The sequence below is a fragment of the Streptomyces sp. SID12488 genome, assembly GCF_010548275.1.
Lineage (GTDB): Bacteria > Actinomycetota > Actinomycetes > Streptomycetales > Streptomycetaceae > Streptomyces.
Map to the genome: position 1 here is coordinate 1 of NZ_JAAGLT010000061.1, position 17500 is coordinate 17500.

The window sequence follows — 17500 nt, forward strand, 5'->3', positions numbered from 1 at the left end:
CGTCAGGACGGTCGCACCAACATCGCCGCCGCCCTCCGCTACACCGCCCGCGACTGTCGCAGATCCCTGACCGCCCTCGGCCTCACCGGATGAATCCGGACAGATCTTGATCATGCAAGGGACCCTGGGCCTCCAGCAGGGTGTTGATCTGGGCTTCCATGGCCCGGCGCTGGGTGTGGACGGTGGCCAGGGAGGCGGCCAGGGTGGGGATGACGACGTCGAGGGTGCCGGTTCCCGGGACGATGACGGTCTGTTCGTCCAGTGCGTCGAAGACGTCGTCGATCAGCCGCTGGGCCATGCGTGGGGCCTTGGGCCGGATCAGTTCGACGAGTCTGCGGCGGCCGGCTTTGCGCAGGGCGGCCGGGGAGCCATGACGCTCCAGCAGCCAGGTGACGGCCTGGTGGTCCAGGCGGGGGCCCAGGACGCGTTCCAGGCTGGGGTGAAACTGGGTGAGCAGGCCGCGTATCCGGTTGGAGGTGCGGGTGGCCTCGGCGGCGAGGTCCTGGTCGAAGCCGACCAGGACAGTGAGCTCGGCGGTGATCTCGTCGGTCAGTTCCAGCGAGCGCAGGGTGTGGGGCATCGTCCGGGCGGCGTCGGCGATGACCGCGGCATCCTTCGCGTCGGTCTTGGCCTCGCCCGGGTAGAGGTCGGCGATCCGGCGCATCGCGAGTCCGGGCAGGTAGGCGACCTGGCAGCCCGCGTCGCGGGCGACGGTCAGGGGCAGAGCGCCGATCGAGGCGGGCTGGTCCACGATCACCAGGACGGTGCCAAACTTCGCGGCCAGCTTTTCGAACACGGCCCGCAGCTTCGGCTCGCTGTTGGGCAGCTGCTTGTCGAAGACCTTCTTGCCGGCCGGGGTGAGTCCGTGGCCGTGATGGGCACTCTTGCCGACGTCCAGGCCGAGGAACACGCCCACGTCTTCAGTGTCGAACATCGCGCCCTTCCAAGGGTGTTGGCGGTGCCGGCCTCGGCAGTGGTGTCGTACTCGCGCAGCCACGTTATGCAGACCTGCCATCCCGCGAGCTGTCCGGCATTGCGCCGGACCGGGTGGCGGCCGGACCTCTCATCAGCGTCTCTGACGGCACCTCCCGGGCCCGGTGACACCACCCCCCAGGTCATCGACTTCGACAGGGGGACACAGTCATGCCGGGCCCGGAGGCCAGCGGCCCTCTTGCAGGACCGCGAAGAACATAACGGGGGGGGCACTGTCAACTTTGACTGGGCGTCAGATGATCAAGAAGGAGAACCCCCGCCAGATCCTCCCTCCGGCAGGCCGATTCGGCGCTTCATTCGCGGAATCAGAGGTGAAGACTGTAAATCACCTTCTTGATCATCTGGCGGTGCGTCAAAGTTGACAGTGCCCCTCGCCGCCCACAGCTCCGCCACATTCACAATTTTTTGTGCCAACGAGGGGCTCGCCGCAGCGCGTTCGCAACACCCCTCGCCCGCCTGACCCGAGGCGTGACCTGGCGCGTGTCTACGCCGCGTCCTCGAGGAAGGCCCCCTCGTCCATCATCGCGGCGCCGAACCCGTCCAGGATCTCGTCCATGTTCAGCTCGGTGGCACCGGCCGGAGCCGTGGGCTTGTGGCCCTGGCTCATCCGCACCACCAGGCCCAGCTTCTTGACCTTCGCGTTCTTGGCCAGCTTTGCGAGGTCGACGGAGACCTCGGTCAGCTCTCCGTTCTTGAGGGTGAAGTCGGCTGTGACCTTGGCGTTCGGGGCGTCCTTGAGGTCCTCGTCCCTGGGCAGTTCCATGCCCGGCGGGAAGTTCTTCGCGAGCGGACGGATCTCGCCGAGGAACTCCGTGATCAGCGTACGGAACGGAGCGGTGGCGGTGATGTGCTCGGAACCGTCCTTGTCTGCGGCGGTCTTGAAGTCGACCTCGCGGGCGACGGTCTCGCGCAGCGCCTCGAGTATCTGCTTTTGCGCCTTGGCGTCGAGGGCGGACTCTGGCGCGGGCGTCGCACCGGGCTCTGCTCCCATCTCGGCGGCGGTCTGCTCCATCTCCTTGTTGTTGATCTTCACCCACTCGCCCTCGAGTACCTTCTTGAGCCCGCTCGCCTCCGGGGGAAGGTCCTTCACCGACGGCACGGGAAAGCCCATCGCCTTGCCGAGGGCGTTCACGTCGGAGCGGATGTACGTGTAGTCGCCGAGGACCCGGTACTCGGTGATGTCACCGTCCTTGTTGCTGATCTTCAGCGCCATGCCGACGTAGTCCTTCTCCCCAGACTCCCCGATCGGCTTTTTCGACTGCACGGTGACACTGACCTTCGCGCCACTGAACAGATCGGCGATCGCGGTGGGCATCTCCTCACCGGGCTCCGGATCCATCGAGGCGTCCAGCGCCTTCAGACTCCGGGCGTCCGTGTCGAGATCGAGCTCGAAGGAGATCGTCTTCTCCTTGGCGAGCTTTTCGACGGCCTCGTCGAGCTTCTTCCCGGCGGTGAGCTGCTCCACGGTGCCGCAGGCTGCGGAACCCGCCAGGACGGCGCCGACAACTGCGGTGGCAGTCAAGGTCTTACGTATGGCGGTGATGATGGTCTCCTCGTCAGTACGATCACAACGTGATCATCGACGAAGACTCGTGACGTCAACAAATGGTTGTCCCCCGCGTGAGCGACGTCGACAGCGGAACGACGGCATTTCCTGGACGTCGATGTCCGTACGGTGCGACGGAATTGTCTGAAGAAGGCTGCGGTGGGTTGCTGATCTGCGCAGTCAACGTCCATTCAGTGGTTTTGCGCGAGGTCCTGGATGAGCATGACGGCGACACTGTCGTTGATGACGTGCGAGCGTGAAATGACCGCTGCGGCTGCAGGGCGCAGGGGTTCTTGGTGGTCACGGTGTCGGCTTCGTGTTCACGGTGTCGTGGAGAGAGCCGGTGTCTTGGCTGGGAGGGGTTGCTGGGAGACTGGCTGTCTGTGACTCACTCTGATCTTGCTCGCCGTATCCATGCTGCTTCCCATCTGACCGGGCAATTCACGCTTCGGTCCGGCCGTACTGCCCCGGAGTACTTCGACAAGTACCGGTTCGAGGGCGACCCGGCCCTGCTGGACGAGATCGCCCGGGAGATGGTTCCGCTGGTGCCGCCGGGCACCGAGGTCCTGGCCGGCCTGGAGATGGGCGGCATCCCGGTGGTGACCGCACTCGGCCGACACACGGGGCTCCCCTGCGCTTTCGTGCGCAAGCAGGCCAAACCGCATGGCACCTGCCGTCTCGCCGAGGGGTGGGGCGCACGAGGGGCTTCCCCTCGAGGATCACGAACAGGTTGTGATCTTCGTAGCGGGCGAGGCAACCATGCCGGCCTTCACCGTCTCGGTCCTCAACGGTGCCCGCCGCATCCGGCTCCAGTGCCGCGCCCGGCTCGCGCTGCGACACCGGACGGCCGTCTGCACCATCCCCGCGTGACCCGCTTCCGGCGCCGGTTCCCCTCTCGCTGACCCCAGCGTGCAACGGGGCAGCGCTCCAGAGCGTCCCGTTGGGGCTATCACCGCCCGGTTCGAGGTGGTAGTGGGCGGCACCTCGGTGACAGTGCCCCGGAAACGGAGCGAGGACGAGGTCCGCATTCCCGGCCGTAGGCGGGGCAGGCGCATCGAGTACGAGCCGGGAACCAGCGGACGAACGTCAGGAGGGCACGCGATGCCGGGGCATGCACCGACCGACTTGGCGTCGTGCTTCTGGCCGCCCGCACCCCGGTCCGGACGGGCCATGTCCCGTCCGCCGCGCGCGGAACCCGGCGCCCGGCGGACCCGCAGAAGGAGTCCCTGTGACCACGTTCGTCATCACCGTGCCCGGCACGTTCGTCCACGGAATCTCCGAGGACACCTGCTCCGCTGTCGAGCGCAGCCTCCGACCCCAGGACCCGAAGAACACGGACCTGGGTGAGAGCGAGGAGCTGAGCCTGCTGACGGTCGACGAGGACGGCATGTTCGCGGCCCGGGTCGAGGTCGAGGCCGCAGACCAGTCCGGAGCCGAGAGCGAAGCGGTACGGCTGGTCTCCACGGCGCTGCGCGACAGCGGCCTCAGCGAGGAGGACGCCCCGCTGGGCGCGGCGATCGTCACCGGCATCGACAGCGGGATCGACAGCGAGTTCTAACGGGCTGACCCGCGATTGATCTTGGGGCGTGCTGGCTTGGGGGTTCGGCCGGCTGGTGGTTCAGCACTCGCAGGTCGGCGTTACTCGTACCGGTACTTCAGCGAGTCCGCCTCCGCCTGCTCAACGTCGGCGATCGTCAGCTCCGGCATCCCCGCAGCTGGGCCAAGACCGGCTCCTGGTGACACTGGTCCATCTGCGGACCGGGCTCACCCATGAGGCGTGGGGCGTGCTCTACGAGGTGGGGTCCTCCACGATCGGCCGGGCCATCCGGGAGGTCCGCTCGCTGCTGGCGGACTGTGGGTTCGCCGTCCCCGACCGGCCCGGCATCCGGCTGCGGACCCTTCAGTGGTGCTTGTTGGTGTCGTCCGGGTCGTGGTGTGAGGGCTGCCGGAGAGCGATGACATTTACTTCCGGCCCGGGGCCGCTTCCCGCCTGGCGGGCGCCTGAGAAGAAAGTTCGGCCGCTGCTCCCGTCTGGCGGGACGTACCGCTGATCGGCCTTTTCTTGCAGTTCAGAGCCGTGTGGCGTGGTCTCCATGACAGTGGAAATCAAGGTGATCCGAGCCGGTCAGATGTACCGCTACTACCTGCGCGAGACCGTTGCCGGCGACGGCAGCCGCCCACCACGCACGCCGCTGCGCGAGGCCCAGGAGCAAGCCCGCGTCCCGGCCGGGCGATGGATGGGCCGCGGCCTGGCCGTGCTCGGACTGGCGCCGGGCAAGGACACGCTCGCGATCCGCGACTACGAGCAGATCGGCCTCCAGCTGACCGGCCACGCGCGCGCGGTCGCCTCCGACGTCCGGCGCCGTGCGAACCAGCTGCCCAAGAGCAGCGGGCCCCGGGGCGCTCGCCGACGTCGTCCTGCGCGAGGCGGAAGGCCGGCTGTCCGCGACGCTGGAGGGCACCGTGCGCTGCGTCCAGAACCGCGCCCGCCTGGGTCCGGGCTCTCTACGAACGGCTGGACCGGCTGGAGGCCGCGCTCACCGCGGACAGGACTGCACCGCCCGTCGGCTGACGGTGCTCTGTATCTGCCATCGCCGTGAAGCCCCTGGTAAGGCAGCAGCGCCCGGACGTGATCGGCAAGGTTTCGGCCACTGCGTGCGATTACCCGGCGAGTCCCGGACAGCTGCGGATACGGTCGATCGATTTGACGGCCGGCGGGGAAGTGACCGGTCGGCGTGTCGTCGCATCGCGGGTGGGGGTGGTTCGGTGGGCAGCACCGAGCAGCAGATCGAAGAGCAGTTGGCGCAGCTTCAGCAGAAGGTCGGCGCTCGCCATGCCGAGGTCCTGAAGCACGACGTCGATGACGACCAGTTCGCGGTGGAGTACGCCCGACTGGTGAACGTCACCAGCAGGCTGGTGGAGTTCGAGAAGACGATCCCCGAGCGTCTGGCCGAACCCGAGCGCAGACGCAGTGAGCGCATCGTGACGTGGTCCTGGCGCGGCCAGGCGGCCATCGGAGCCGTGCTGATCGCGCTCGTCTTCATCCTCGACCGGTCGACCTGGTGGCTGGTCCTGCTGGTCCCGCACTTCGTGGGCACGGTGGCCGGCTGCTTCCAGAAGGTCGATGCCGAACAGCACCGCGACCGCCGCTTCGGAGCCGTCGGGCTGCACGTGGTCGCGCTCCTGATGGCCCTCATCAGCCTGAGCGTGATCAGCCGGTGGTTCATCATCGCCGCCGCCCTCGGCTGGATGCTGGTCGCCGGGTCCTCGATGGACAGCACGGGCGCCGACCCGAAGGAGGCGCGCCGGTGAGCGACGACTACGGCCACCAGGTCCGCCGTCTGGAGAGCCGGACCGGTGGGATGGAGAACGAGCTGCACTCGCTGCGTACGAAGCTGGGGGAGGTCGAAGACCTCGACTACGAACTGCGCGACATCCGCGGTGACATCCGCAGCATCGAGGACGACCTCAGCACCGTCCGCAACGACCTCACCGAGCTGGACGACGACGTACGCGGCGACATCCGGGGCACCGAGCAGGCCCTCAAGCGGCTGACCGGCCGCGTCCAGGCCCTCGAAGCGCACCTGCTCGCCGCGGGCGGAGCCCCACTCGCCGACCTCGACACCACCGACCCGGAGTGGAAGAAGCTGGCCAGGACCGCCAACCACGGCTGGAACGTACGCTCCGGCCTGCTCCCCGGACACCAGCGCGAGGCCCACCGCCTCAACATCCGCCACTACGAAGGGGCAGTCGAAGAGCGCGACGAGCACCGCGACAAGGTGGTGGAGGCCGCCGGCATCCTGGCCAGTCAGCCGCGCACATCCCAGCAGTTCAAACAGGCCGTCATGGACTTCGGCATGTCCCGCACCCTCGCCGAGAGCCACGGTCAGCGGGCTCAGAAGCTGGCCGACACTGCCCAGGCCGCGCGGGCCGCACTGGCCCAGGACGACTCTCTGCGGCAGGTAAAGGCGTCGCTGATCGAGCAGGGCGACAAGGCGGAACGGAAGCTGAACTGGCTGCTGCGCGGCCGCCTGGCCGACGCGATCCGTGACCGCGCCCTGCTGCCCATGTGGTTCGTGACCGTACTCGGTCCCGTCCCGCCGGCGCACAAGACGCAAGAGTGGATGGACCATGCCACCCAGGTCCTGGCCTACCGGGTCACCTACGGGATCACGGACCAGGCCGTCGCGCTCGGTGCGGCACCCGAGGAGTACGTGCCGCGCCGCACCGAGTGGCACCGCGAACTCGCCAAGGACCTACGCCGCTGGTAGCCCTGCCGGGCGGCATGGCACGCCCGGACGCCCGGCAAGGTGATTCGCTCCTTGGGAGTGCAGGAGCGTGAACGCCGCACGGTGCCGTCTGCCCGCTGATGTACTGGCCTTTGAGTCAGAACAAGCAGGCGGAGGGCGGGCGGCTGTGGCACAGGACGCGAAGTAGGCGAAGCACTGGGACGACTTCGACTGGGTGGTGTGGAAGCCGGAGGTCCAAGACCCGCAGCAGCTCGCCGGTGAGGACCCGGACCTGGACGAGCGCACCCAGGAGACGATGACGCAGCTCGCCGCCTCGCTCGGCTGCGTCTACGAGCTGTGCGTCGACGTCCAACTCGGACTGTAGCTGCGCCGGCGCGGCCAGGCGGCCCGCGGTCTGGGTCTGACGCTGAAGTTCGCCGGCGGCCCGTCGTGGGAGAAGGCACGCCGTCTGCCGGAGGCCTCCGCGCACGACGACGACCTGCGCACTATGGCGTACCGGCTCATCGATGCCGCGGGCCTCCAGTGAGGCCGCCTCACGGGTCTCGTTCTCCGGGGCGAGGACCTGGTCGGTGCCGACCAGGTCGCCCAGCAGATCAGCCTCGACAAAACGCGCGAGGACCGGCTGGTCGCCGAAGAGGTCAGCGACCGCATCCGCGACAAGTTCGGGACAGGCGCGATCGACCCGGCCGCCACGCTCCTGCGGGTTTCCTGACCGTCCGACCACGCTGCGGCGGCGGTCATCCTCAGGCGTAGGCGCAAGAGACAAACGTGGTGGCTGTTGCTCACTTTCGGGTGACGGCCGCGCGGCGCTGGGTGGCATGGTGCGGTGGTTGCGGGGTCGGGGGTCAACTCCTGCACGGGGCGGGGTCGTGCCGGGTCGTCAACCTCGGGCATCAGCGGTCATGTGGGCCCGAGGACCCCGACCCCGGCAGGCCAGCGCGCTGTCTGCCGGGGGGGGCATGACTGGCTACGGTGTGCCCTCGGTCAGGGACCCGCCGCCTCACCCGACGCAACCGTCGGACCGAGGCGTCCCAACATCCCTCGCCGCAGCCGCCTGACGATTCCTCCAACTGGTCGTTCGATTCGGCGTCCATTGACGCCCAACTGAACGACATACCTGATCAGCACCCAGCTCCATGACCTCGTGACCTGCGACGTGATGTGGCCCTGGGGCGCGAAATGCATTGGCGGTCCCGTGGCACGGGCCGACATCCTGTCAGCATGCTGATCAGGGAAGCCAACACCGAGGACTGGCCTGTCATCTGGCCCTTCTTCCACAAGATCGTTTCCGCTGGTGAGACCTTCACCTATCCGATCGATCTCAGCGAGGAGCAGGGCCGCGACTGGTGGCTTTTGCCGGCCCCGAACCGCACGGTCGTCGCCGTCGACGACGCCGGAACGGTCCTCGGCACGGCAAAGATGAACAACAACCACATGGGCAACGGTTCGCACATCGCGAGCGCCAGTTACATGGTCGACCCGGCGCACTCTGGGCGGGGCGTGGGCCGAGCGCTGTGTGAGTACACGGTGGAGTGGGCGCGCGCGGCCGGGTTCCGGGCGATGCAGTTCAACGCGGTCGTCGAGACGAACGTGCATGCGGTGAAACTGTATCGGTCCATCGGTTTCGAGGTGCTTGGCACGTTGCCGGAGGGCTTCCGGCATCCCTCGAAGGGCTACGTCGGGCTTCACATCATGCACCGCGCACTCTGAGCCACAGCAGAAGCTGAGACAGACGATCCGGAACCCGTCACCCGTCGTTCGAATCAGCGTCGATGGACGCCAGTCCGTCAGACCCACGCTTGGAAGGTAGGACAAGCTCAGGTCAGCAGGGTGACCGAGTAGTCGAAAGTGGTCCCCGTGACGGTGTAGGTGGCCGTCTGGCCGTTGTCGCAGTAGGACACGTAGGAACTGCCGTATTCGTTGGTCCCGCCGACCGCTTCGACATACGGGCGGATGTCGGTTCCCTCGGGTAGGGCGGTGGTGGACAGGTCGATGATCCTGGTCTGGTTGATCGGGTAGTCGTCGGTCGGAGCCGACTGTTCGCCGGTGCGGGCCGAGGCGGTCCAGGACAGGACGAAACCCGCGTTGTTGACGACGGCGACCTTCTGCACGCAGGGCTGGGCCTGTGCGGGGGCCGCCGTCGCGGTCACCGAGGGCAGCACCGTCATCGCCGTGGCGCTGGTCAGAATCGCGGCCGACCGTCGCAGTATCCGGTTCATGATGGGATCTCCATTCCCGGCCGGGACTGTTCCGGCCGTGATCGGCGAGTGACCCGATGTGGCGTCAGAAAACCTATGAGGAAGTGGAGTTGTGAGTGGCGTGGGTCGATCGGTCGATCAGCTGGATCATGCGCCCTCGGACACCCCGCCAGCCTAGGCCCCAAAGCTACTCAAAACCCGGGATCAGAACAGGCACTCAGCCTCTTGGCCACGGGGTACGCCCAGTGCCAGGGGAAGACCTGAGCGCGACCTGCCAGCAATGTCGGCGGGCGTTGAGTCGGGCGTCTGCGCAACGAGCCCGGCGGCTCGATCTACGACCTGCTCCTCCAGGTCGACAGCGAGGCCGCTGCACGGTGACCACACGCAGCCCGTGCGCACGGCCCTGATCCGCTCGCACCCGGGCCGGGCGAGACCGCGGTCCGGGTGCGTCCTCGTTGGGAGGAATCCGCCCCGCTGCCCGAACCCCGTCGTCCGCCGGATCGTCATGCCGGGCATGGAGCCGATCCAGGAAGTACACGTGGCGGAACCGGGCCAGTTGGTCGTCGACGTCGCCGTGGCCGACGACGCGACCGCCCTGAAGTTCCAGGAAGCACTGGCCGGAATGTGGGCGACGTCGACGGCACAGCACACGACCCGGGACGCGGGGCAGCCCGGCGTACGGCTGCGCTGCTACCTGGACCTGCGCCAGCATCCCGACGCGTAACGCCGCCCCCTACGAGTGCGTCTTCCTCGTGCCGGACGGTGCTGCCGCTCGTACGCTGGTGGTTGTGGGATCTCAGAACGCTTGTCACATGCCGACGCTGTGGCCTGCGGCTCTCTGGCCTTTCTCACGCCGATGGCCATGCTTGTGTCTCAGGAGCGTGGCCATTTCCTGCGTCGGCCAGTCTTCTTTGATCCGCACCATTGCTGACCCGTTCTCCGGGGTGGGACCGTGACTGGCATGGTCGACACTCGCTCGCGACGGTACGAGGCAGCCGCCCGAAGAATGTTCTGGTCCGGCATCACCCTGTTGCTGCTGGGCCTGGCCGCTCTCGCGGCCGCGCGGACGGACGGCGCCCGTCCGTGGGTGTGCGACCCGGACTGCCGCCCGGCGGAGAGTACAGCGTGGGAGATCGTCAGAACGCTCGGTGCGGTAGGCGCGGGCCTGGGCGCGCTGCTTGGGGCCGTCGCCGTGCTCATGGCTACCCTCCGCCGCCCACCGGCCCCTCCGCTGTCGAGCAATTCTTCAGCCGGGTCAAGCAACACCCGGCCGGAGTAGTGCATCTGTCCTCTGTGGCATCGGAACGTCCGCCACGGCGCAGACGAGCGCAGCAGATCAAGCGAAGTGGCCCCCCAGGCCTGCTCCTCAAGAGCTTCGCCATCGCGACGACGAACACTGAGCGTTACGGCAAGCTGGCTTATGCGTTCCCCAGCACGGCCCAGTGGCAGAAAGGCCGCGGCACCAAGAGATCGTCCATGGAGAGTCGGCCTTATGACGGACTCACTCCAACGAATGCGGCGCTGGTCCGCGAAGAATAACTGCATAAGACCCCCGAGAGCGGCCCCATCATCCGACATTCCGTTCAACGGACGAACGGCCGAAGAGGAAGCTGCCGCAGCAAGGTTCGGGACACAGACGCCGGGTCAGTCGAGCTGCCGGTCTGTGGCAATCCGGCGTGAACGGGGTCACCACCGGGCGCGCAGTACGCCGTCGCTGTCGGGCAGGGCGGCGCAAAGAAGCGAGTGGCGTTCGTCGAGGTACATGGGCAGGGCGCAGGCCGCCCGGGCGCCGGCCACCAGGGTGGCGAGCTCTTGGTACTCGGTGTCGTCGACGACCGCGTGTCTGATTGTCCCGTCCTGTGCCTCCCAGACGAACTCCGCGGATCCCTCCTCTGGCAGCGTGGCGAGGACCGAGCCGACATCGGGGTTCAGGTCAGGCCAGACGGTCAGCAGGGCGCGCGGGCTGAGACCGGTACGCACCGCGTCGAGGTTCTCCGGCGTGAGGCGGTGGAAGCGTGCAGCGTTGCGGACGTAGCCCTCCTCCAGGAGCACTGCCTTCCGTGAGGCCAGCACGGTGCGCACGCGCGCCCAGAACCCCTCGTCGGCCGTCTCCATCATGTCCGGCTCCTCCAGCTCCGCTGCGTAGGGGGAGGTCGCCATCGGTTCCGGGAAGAGACCGAGTTCCCGTGTACGGGCCACGGCATCCGCGCAGAGCCGGTCACTGCCCACATACACGTACTGGTCCCACCCGACATGCACGGTGAACACGTCCCCCACCTCCAGACGACACCAGGCACCTTGTTCGCGGAGCATGACCCGGACCAGCTCCAGAGCCACCGGAAGGGGAACCTCGGCCCCGTCGTGGTAGCCGGCGAGATCGGGCGGGAAGAGCCCGCCGAGGCCATGTCTCCCATCCGACGGCTCCACGCCGAAGTGGACGAAACCGCTGACTGCGGGCTCGCGAATCTCCAGCCGATCGATGCCCGAGTCCTCCGCGAAGGCGGCGATCGCCGCGAGGTACGCGGCTTCGACTGGCCCATGGTCACTGACCGCCTCCTCCGCACCGGTGTAGTGGCCGTGTTCGTCACGGTCGGCGGGGTCGTACTTGGTGATTCGGTGGATGAAGGACGGCGGCACACTGCTCCCTGCGCGGTCAGAAGGGGAAATTGTCTTTCCAGTGCTGGGTATCAGCTGCTGAGGTCGAACACGCCCCAGGTGGTGAACGGCTCGGCCTGGACGTAGATCCTGCTTCCTCGACCTACAACCCGCCGACGGCCGGGGGCAGAGCCATCGGGCAGGGTGAGCAGGCCGACGTCCGTTGACTCGACGGATGTTTCGATGATCTCTCCGTGGGCGAGTCGGTCCCGCTCCTCGCCGTAGCCGCCGTAGAAGGCGACCCGCTCACCGTGTACGGCCACCGCATGGGAGCCCCGTACGCGGTTCGCCCACACCCTCACGGGCCGATGGGTGCGGTCCGGGCGTATCTCGACGAGCGGGAAGTCCGTGTATGGGCACGCCCAGGCGGCGGTGCCCGACACGTTCAGGGCGTAGCAGTCGAAGAGACCGGGGATGCCGGCGTCGTCTGACGTCCAAGCGAGTCGGTCCGTGGCGCTCCAGCAGCGGATTCCCACCGGGTTCTCGTCGAAGTGCCCGACCCAGATACGGCCCGCCTCGTCCACGAGCAGGTGCTCGATGGCGTCCCCGACGGAGAAGGACGAGGTCTCGCGGCCGAGCGCGTCGAAGACCTGGACCTGGTTCGCGTCCTCGTACCGGCGGACGCGAGACGCGGCGACGGCAAACCCGCCGTCAGGCAGGCGGTCCAGGTGCGGCCAGCGGGCCCGCACGGCGCTCAGCTCGGTGAGTTCGACGTTGCCGCCCGGATCGACGGAAACGACCAGCGCGTCAAAGGGCAGGACATCGCCGCCGGGCTGCGGAGCGCGTTCGGTAAGCAGCCAGTGGGCGGCGCCGAAAACGTCGACGGTACTGGTCAGGACGTGGCGGTCGTGGTGCCCTTGGGGTAGGTGGGCGTAGGGAACGAGGACGGTCTTCTGCACGGGCGGGCTCTCCTGAGTGGGCGGTCGGTCACGGCCATCGGGCGCTGGGGTGAGCGGCGGTCGGCCGCGCGCGAGCGGTGGAGAGCGGAGCGGGGCGCCTAGACGGCATGGCCCTTTCTGGTCGTCATGAGGTGATCGTGGTTGACATCCGACCTAGTGTCGCCGCCCAGTCTTTCTGAGTTGTTGCTGTGGCTGCGAGCTGGGGTTTCTCAGTTCTTCTGGGTGATGTTCGCGGTGCCTGGGGGCCCGGAGTGTGGGGCTGGGCGGGGTGTGTCTGTCTGACCTGCGCGTACGGGGTGTGCGCAGGTTGATCGCGCGTCGTGCAGTTCCGGTGGGCTGCTACTTGAAGGACGGGTCAGGTGGTGTCGGGGTTGGTGAGGTCGTCGTGGGTGAGGGTGACGCGGGTGGCTTTGCCGGCTTTGCTGGCGGTGGTGGTGGGTGGCAGGACGCGGACGTGGATGAAGTAGACGCGGACGCCGGAGATTTCGGTGTACGGGGGCCATGCGCCGGGGGTGCCGTCGGTGGGCAGTTCGAGGAGCTTGTCGGTGATGTTGTAGATGACGAGGTAGGCGGTGTGCTGCGCGTAGTCGTGGGCGTACTTGACGACTTGGTGCAGCCCTTTGACGAGGTAGCCCTTGCCTCGGCCGCTCCCGTCGAAGATCTTTCCGTCGCAGACGAGGGGCTCGCGGCCGTCGAGGTCGCCGATGAGGTCGGCTTCGCCGGAGGCTGAGCGGGGTTTGGCGTGGGTGATGTGGTCGCCTTCGAGGAAGAGGAAGCGCTGGAGGTCGAGGTTGTAGACCTCTTCGCCGTTGGCGCGGTCGGCGTCGAAGCGCGCGTACAGCTCTTCGCGGTCGAACCACTCGATGCGGGTCCGGTAGCGCTCGAGGGTGTGCAGGATGCTGCTTTCCGAACCGACGCGTTCGCTGAGGTAGTCGAAGAGGGGCTGCAGGATGTCTTCGGCGAATTCCCGCCAGCTGTCCTGATGGCGTTGTTGCATGCTGTAACCGATCGCGGTCTGCAAACCGACATCGGGATTGCTCGCCTCTTTTGAAGCGATCTCCTGCACCAGTTCCCAGACGAGTGTGGCTCGCCCTTGTTCGGTTCGGCTGGGCCAGACGAACCGGCGGCCGCGGGTCATTCCTGCGCGGAACCGCTCCCGGTCGACGCCTGGTTCTGCCTGGGACGCCTCTTCGAGGAGGCCTTTGAGGGCTGGTTGGCTGTTGATCCAGGTGACGGCGAGGTGGACTTCGTGGCTGGCGCTGGAGTAGGGCGCGGTCATGAGTTTGCGCAGGCGTTCGCGTACGGCGACCTGGAGGCGCTGCTGGTATTTCACCGGAAGAGGCCTTTCAGAGCTTGTGTGATCTGCTGCTGGATTGCATCGCCTGCGTTCTGTGCGCTTCCGGTCTCGTCGACCAGCCAGATCTGGGTGTAGCAGCAGGGGCAGATCACGGCGGTCTGGGCCACGACCTCCGAGTAGCGGACCCACATCAGGTAGCCGCAGTTGGGACAGGCCGTCTCGAGGTCCGTGCTGAGGAGCTGTGTCGCGATGGATTCGCCCATGGCGGAATTGTCCCGCATGGGTCTGACAGCGCCGCTGTTGTCGGTTCTATCCGGGGTGGATGTCGATGTCGGAGAGAAGCTCCTGCTGGGTGGGGTGGAGGGTGTTCCAGCGGGTGCGTTGCCTTTCGGTCCATCGCTGGAGGGTGGGGGAGTGGGGCTGGCCGGTGTGGTGGTGCAACTTCGTCTGCTGGTAGGTGCGTTGCCAGATGCTGGGCCAGGGTGGGTTCCACCAGGGGTCGAGGGTGTCGAGTGTGTGGGTGGTGGTGGGGGCCAGGCTGCGATCTCTCGGCTTGGGGTCGGTGGTGGTGAGAGTCGGTGGCGCTGGCTGGGTGTGTGTGATGTCGGTGCTGGTCAGTGGGGTGTTGGGGCGGGACCGGCACTGTCATGAGGTGAGAGGTTGGGGGTGGGTGTTGCTGTCGTGGGGCTTTATCTGATGGCAGCTGATGCTGTCTCAGTTTCGTGAGTTCTGATGCGGTGCGGTGGGTGGGGCCGGTGTGATCGTGGGGTGGATCAGGGTGTAGGAGCGGGCCGGGGGGCTGGGCTGCCGAGGGTGTTGGTGGTGCGTCGTTTGCTGGAGCGGCAGCGGGCGGGGGAGTTGTCGACGCGTCATGTGCGTGCGGTCGCTGAGGTGGTGGGTGCTTCGGAGCGTACGGTGTGGCGCTGGCTGGAGCAGGCGAAGGTGACGGGGCGTGTGGAGGCGCCGGTCCGGCGGGGGTATGCGGTGTCGGACGAGGTGTGGGCGCTGCTGGGCGAGGTGGGAGGGAACGTCGCTGAGCTGAGGCGCCGGCTGACCGCTGCAGGTGGCGGGGGTTCGGTGCCGTCGGCGTCGACGTTGCACCGGGTGATCCGCAGGGACCGTCGGGCGGGACGGGCTTTGCTGACGGGGCGGGAACCTGAGGTTGCCGGGGCGCGCCGGTCGGATCCCCTCAGTGAGCTGGGCCTGGACGTGGTGGCCGAGAAGGGTGGCGGTGGGCAGGTGTTTCTGCGGGAGCAGAAGCATCTGGCGCAGGTCCCGGTCCTGGTGCCGGGTGCGCAGGTGGTGCACACGCCTGCTGTGCGGTCGGTGCTGCGGACGGTCGCGCACGCGGCCGCGGTGGGTACGGTGGTGTGTTTGTACGGCGACGCCGGCCAGGGCAAGACCGTCGCGCTGCAGTACGCCCTTTCCCAGCTGCCGCACCCGGCCAGGGTCCGCCGGGTCCACGTCGGTGTGCACCCGACGGTTCCCGAACTGCGCCGGGTACTCGCGGACGCCCTCGAGCTGGGCAGGCGTCTGCCGCGCGGGGCGGGGGAGGCCGACTTGATGCTGGTGAACGCGCTCCGACAGCCCCGCGTGCTGGTACTGGACGAGGCACAGCGCCTTCCGGGACCGGCGCTGGAGTTTCTGCGCGGGCTGTGGGACCACCCGGACACGGACACGGCACTCGTGCTGGCGGGCGCGGGCAGTGAACGGGCGCTGCGCCGGGTGCCCGCGCTGGCCTCTCGGGTGCTGACCTGGGAGTTGGTGCCGCGTCTTCGCCCGGGCGAGGTAGCAGCGGCGATGGCGGCCTTCCACTCGCTGTGGGGCGAGGTGGCCGAGGACGACATCGTGTGGGTGGACGAGCATGTGGGCCACGGCAATTTCCGGACCTGGGCGAAGCTCACCTCGCACCTGACCGCCGAGATCTACGGCAAGAGCCGTGCGGTAGTGGACCGCCGGATGCTGGAGCGGGCCTGCGCACGGCTGATGGGGCCGCTGTGACCGGCGCCTTGGGGCCGGGAGGGGGCGCTTCCCACACCGGCGAGCACGGGGACGGTGCGGACGCGCGGGGAGGCCTGCCTTCTTCCTCCCTGTCGGCGCTGCGCGGTCCTGCCGTGCGCCGGCTGCTCGCCCTGCGGCAGGAACAGAAATTGACCTCCCGTCATGTACGGCTGATGGCGGAGTCGTTGGAGGTGACGGAGCGCACGGTGTGGCGGTGGCTGGCCGCCGCCGAGCGTGACGAGTCCGCGGCCGCGGAGCCTGGCGCACGGGCTCAGAGCAGGGACCGTTTCACCGTCACCTCGGAGGTGCGCCGCCTGCTGGCCTTGTGGAAGGGCAACGTCGCGGCGGTCCATCGTGAGCTGACCGCTCGCGCGGTCAGGGGTGAGGGAGAGCCGCCTCCGTCGATTCCTACGCTGCACCGTGCGATCCAGCGGGACCTGACGCCGGGGGAGCGGGCCGGACTTGCGAAAGGCGAGCGGGCGGCGCGCAAGCACGATGTGTTCCTGGCCCGGCCGCGGGGTTGGCGCAACCAGGCATGGGAGAGCGACCACATGCAGGCCCCGGTGCTGGTCGACGTCGACGGCACAGCTCGCAGACCGTGGATCACCTGGTTCACCGACTGCGCGACAAACGCGATCACTGGTGTCGCCGTCACGCCGGTGCATCCGTCGCGGGAGTCGGTGCTGTCCGCACTGCGCTCCGCGGTCCTGCGCGAGGACCCTTACGGCCCCTTCGGTGGCCTGCCGGAGAAGGTGCGTGTGGACCGCGGCAAGGACTTCCTGTCCAGGACGGTGACCGCTGCGTTCGATCTCCTGGACGTGACGGTGGAGGACCTGCCCGCCTACTGCTGAGTCTCATCTCGATGTCCGGCGAGGTTCTCATCCTGATGTCATGTGTCCGTTGTTGCTGCCATCTCTTGTGGCGTGCTCATTTGTTGATCCTCGGCAGAATCAAAGGCGGCAGCCGGTGAGAAATTGACGTGACGTCAGATGAGAAGTTGCAGGACATTGTAGTGAGAATCCCGATAGTGCACCCTGCTTGACCTGCAGTTTCTTCTAGTCGGGCAGAGTTCGGCCGACTGCTGGTCTGTCTCTTCTGCGTTGAGTCATCCCTGTACATGCGGGGCGGAGGGCATCGCGGAGCGGTGGCAGGCCCATCCCGACGAGTCATCCCTGCGTGTGCTGGGCGGAGTTGGGCTTGATCCGTTTTGACGGACATCCGAGATCAGGGGTTCAGCCCCGGGAGGATGTCCATCATGGAGAGCATGGGGAAGAAGAAGCCTCGGCCTCGCCGTTCGTTCACGCCGGAGTTCAAGGCCGAGATCGTCGAGCTGTGCCGGCGTGGTGACCGCTCGGTCGGTCAGATCGCCAAGGACTTCGATCTGACGGAGACCGCGGTGCGGCTGTGGATCAGCCAGGCCGAGGTCGACGCGGGCGAACGCGACGGCCTGACCAGCAGTGAACGCGAGGAGTTGGCCGCGCTGCGACGGGAGAACCGCCGGCTTCGCGAGGACGTGGAGGTCCTCAAGCGGGCCACGGCTTTCTTCGCGAAGGAGACCCGGTGACGGTGCACCCGTTCATCGAGGCGGAGAAGCGAGACGGTCACAACGTCAAGCGCGCGTGTGAACTGTTGCAGGTCTCCCGAACCGCCTTCTATGCCCG

At 67.7% G+C, this 17500-nt stretch carries 20 protein-coding genes and 2 pseudogenes; 15 read left to right on the forward strand and 7 right to left on the reverse strand.

Annotated features, from left to right (window positions below):
• Positions 1 to 127: 127 nt before the first annotated feature.
• Together G3I56_RS42050 and G3I56_RS42055 are read right to left on the reverse strand one after the other, a co-directional pair.
• Positions 128 to 934, reverse strand: a pseudogene (locus G3I56_RS42050) (IS110 family transposase); the annotation flags it as partial.
• 543 nt (positions 935 to 1477) lie between these two features.
• Positions 1478 to 2515: a hypothetical protein gene (locus G3I56_RS42055; RefSeq protein ID WP_239135448.1), complete on the reverse strand. Its 1038-nt coding sequence runs from the start codon at positions 2513 to 2515 to the stop codon at positions 1478 to 1480.
• A gap of 98 nt (positions 2516 to 2613) precedes the next feature.
• Here G3I56_RS42055 and G3I56_RS42060 point away from each other — a divergent pair, with 98 nt between their 5' ends.
• From G3I56_RS42060 to G3I56_RS42105, 10 genes and pseudogenes are all read left to right on the forward strand, one after another.
• Entirely contained in the window at positions 2614 to 2799 is a 186-nt protein-coding gene (locus tag G3I56_RS42060) for a hypothetical protein (RefSeq protein ID WP_164418724.1), read from the forward strand.
• Between the two features lie 472 nt (positions 2800 to 3271).
• On the forward strand, positions 3272 to 3409 hold the full coding sequence (locus G3I56_RS42065) for a hypothetical protein (protein WP_164418726.1): 138 nt from the start codon (positions 3272 to 3274) through the stop codon (positions 3407 to 3409).
• Between the two features lie 358 nt (positions 3410 to 3767).
• Positions 3768 to 4097, forward strand: coding sequence for a hypothetical protein (locus G3I56_RS42070; RefSeq protein WP_164418728.1), 330 nt, complete (start codon positions 3768 to 3770; stop codon positions 4095 to 4097).
• 55 nt (positions 4098 to 4152) lie between these two features.
• Entirely contained in the window at positions 4153 to 4590 is a 438-nt protein-coding gene (locus G3I56_RS42080; RefSeq protein ID WP_343240223.1) for a transposase family protein, read from the forward strand.
• Positions 4591 to 4824: 234 nt separating this feature from the next.
• A pseudogene (locus tag G3I56_RS42085) lies at positions 4825 to 5111 on the forward strand (DUF6415 family natural product biosynthesis protein); the annotation flags it as partial.
• A gap of 194 nt (positions 5112 to 5305) precedes the next feature.
• Positions 5306 to 5851: a hypothetical protein gene (locus G3I56_RS44555; protein WP_164418732.1), complete on the forward strand. Its 546-nt coding sequence runs from the start codon at positions 5306 to 5308 to the stop codon at positions 5849 to 5851.
• Positions 5848 to 6810 carry a hypothetical protein gene (locus G3I56_RS43455; RefSeq protein ID WP_343240222.1) on the forward strand — a complete coding sequence of 321 codons (963 nt, stop codon included), beginning with the start codon at positions 5848 to 5850 and terminating at the stop codon, positions 6808 to 6810. Before G3I56_RS44555 ends, G3I56_RS43455 begins: the two co-directional genes overlap by 4 nt.
• Before the next feature lie 193 nt (positions 6811 to 7003).
• The gene (locus G3I56_RS43460) at positions 7004 to 7153 is read left to right on the forward strand and encodes a hypothetical protein (RefSeq protein WP_203691933.1); all 150 of its coding nucleotides are present in this window, start codon (positions 7004 to 7006) and stop codon (positions 7151 to 7153) included.
• Positions 7154 to 7315, forward strand: a complete 162-nt coding sequence (locus G3I56_RS45210; RefSeq protein WP_343240224.1) for a hypothetical protein — start codon at positions 7154 to 7156, stop codon at positions 7313 to 7315. It abuts the gene before it with no gap.
• 695 nt (positions 7316 to 8010) lie between these two features.
• Positions 8011 to 8499, forward strand: coding sequence for a GNAT family N-acetyltransferase (locus tag G3I56_RS42105; RefSeq protein ID WP_164418734.1), 489 nt, complete (start codon positions 8011 to 8013; stop codon positions 8497 to 8499).
• 107 nt (positions 8500 to 8606) lie between these two features.
• Here the strand turns inward: G3I56_RS42105 and G3I56_RS42110 are convergent, their stop codons facing one another.
• On the reverse strand, positions 8607 to 9008 hold the full coding sequence (locus G3I56_RS42110) for a hypothetical protein (RefSeq protein WP_164418736.1): 402 nt from the start codon (positions 9006 to 9008) through the stop codon (positions 8607 to 8609).
• A 493-nt stretch (positions 9009 to 9501) separates the two neighbouring features.
• Here G3I56_RS42110 and G3I56_RS42115 point away from each other — a divergent pair, with 493 nt between their 5' ends.
• Positions 9502 to 9711, forward strand: coding sequence for a DUF6207 family protein (locus G3I56_RS42115; RefSeq protein WP_239135449.1), 210 nt, complete (start codon positions 9502 to 9504; stop codon positions 9709 to 9711).
• A 237-nt stretch (positions 9712 to 9948) separates the two neighbouring features.
• The gene (locus G3I56_RS42120) at positions 9949 to 10266 is read left to right on the forward strand and encodes a hypothetical protein (RefSeq protein ID WP_164418739.1); all 318 of its coding nucleotides are present in this window, start codon (positions 9949 to 9951) and stop codon (positions 10264 to 10266) included.
• 407 nt (positions 10267 to 10673) lie between these two features.
• Here the strand turns inward: G3I56_RS42120 and G3I56_RS42125 are convergent, their stop codons facing one another.
• The 4 genes from G3I56_RS42125 to G3I56_RS42140 form a co-directional block, all read right to left on the reverse strand.
• A complete protein-coding gene (locus tag G3I56_RS42125; RefSeq protein WP_164418742.1) occupies positions 10674 to 11624 on the reverse strand; it encodes an RNA-binding protein in 951 nt (316 codons plus the stop codon).
• Between the two features lie 50 nt (positions 11625 to 11674).
• On the reverse strand, positions 11675 to 12541 hold the full coding sequence (locus G3I56_RS42130; protein ID WP_164418744.1) for a hypothetical protein: 867 nt from the start codon (positions 12539 to 12541) through the stop codon (positions 11675 to 11677).
• A gap of 355 nt (positions 12542 to 12896) precedes the next feature.
• Positions 12897 to 13874 (reverse strand): hypothetical protein, encoded by a 978-nt coding sequence (locus G3I56_RS42135; protein ID WP_164418746.1) that lies wholly within the window; start codon positions 13872 to 13874, stop codon positions 12897 to 12899.
• Positions 13871 to 14101: a hypothetical protein gene (locus G3I56_RS42140; RefSeq protein ID WP_164418748.1), complete on the reverse strand. Its 231-nt coding sequence runs from the start codon at positions 14099 to 14101 to the stop codon at positions 13871 to 13873. Before G3I56_RS42140 ends, G3I56_RS42135 begins: the two co-directional genes overlap by 4 nt.
• 559 nt (positions 14102 to 14660) lie before the next feature.
• Here G3I56_RS42140 and G3I56_RS42145 point away from each other — a divergent pair.
• The 3 genes from G3I56_RS42145 to G3I56_RS42155 all read left to right on the forward strand — a co-directional run bounded on the left by G3I56_RS42145 (position 14661) and on the right by G3I56_RS42155 (position 17403).
• Entirely contained in the window at positions 14661 to 15839 is a 1179-nt protein-coding gene (locus G3I56_RS42145; RefSeq protein ID WP_164418750.1) for an ATP-binding protein, read from the forward strand.
• Entirely contained in the window at positions 15836 to 16690 is an 855-nt protein-coding gene (locus G3I56_RS42150) for a transposase family protein (RefSeq protein ID WP_239135450.1), read from the forward strand. Before G3I56_RS42145 ends, G3I56_RS42150 begins: the two co-directional genes overlap by 4 nt.
• Before the next feature lie 404 nt (positions 16691 to 17094).
• A complete protein-coding gene (locus tag G3I56_RS42155) occupies positions 17095 to 17403 on the forward strand; it encodes a transposase (RefSeq protein WP_164418752.1) in 309 nt (102 codons plus the stop codon).
• The last annotated feature ends 97 nt before the right edge of the window (positions 17404 to 17500 follow it).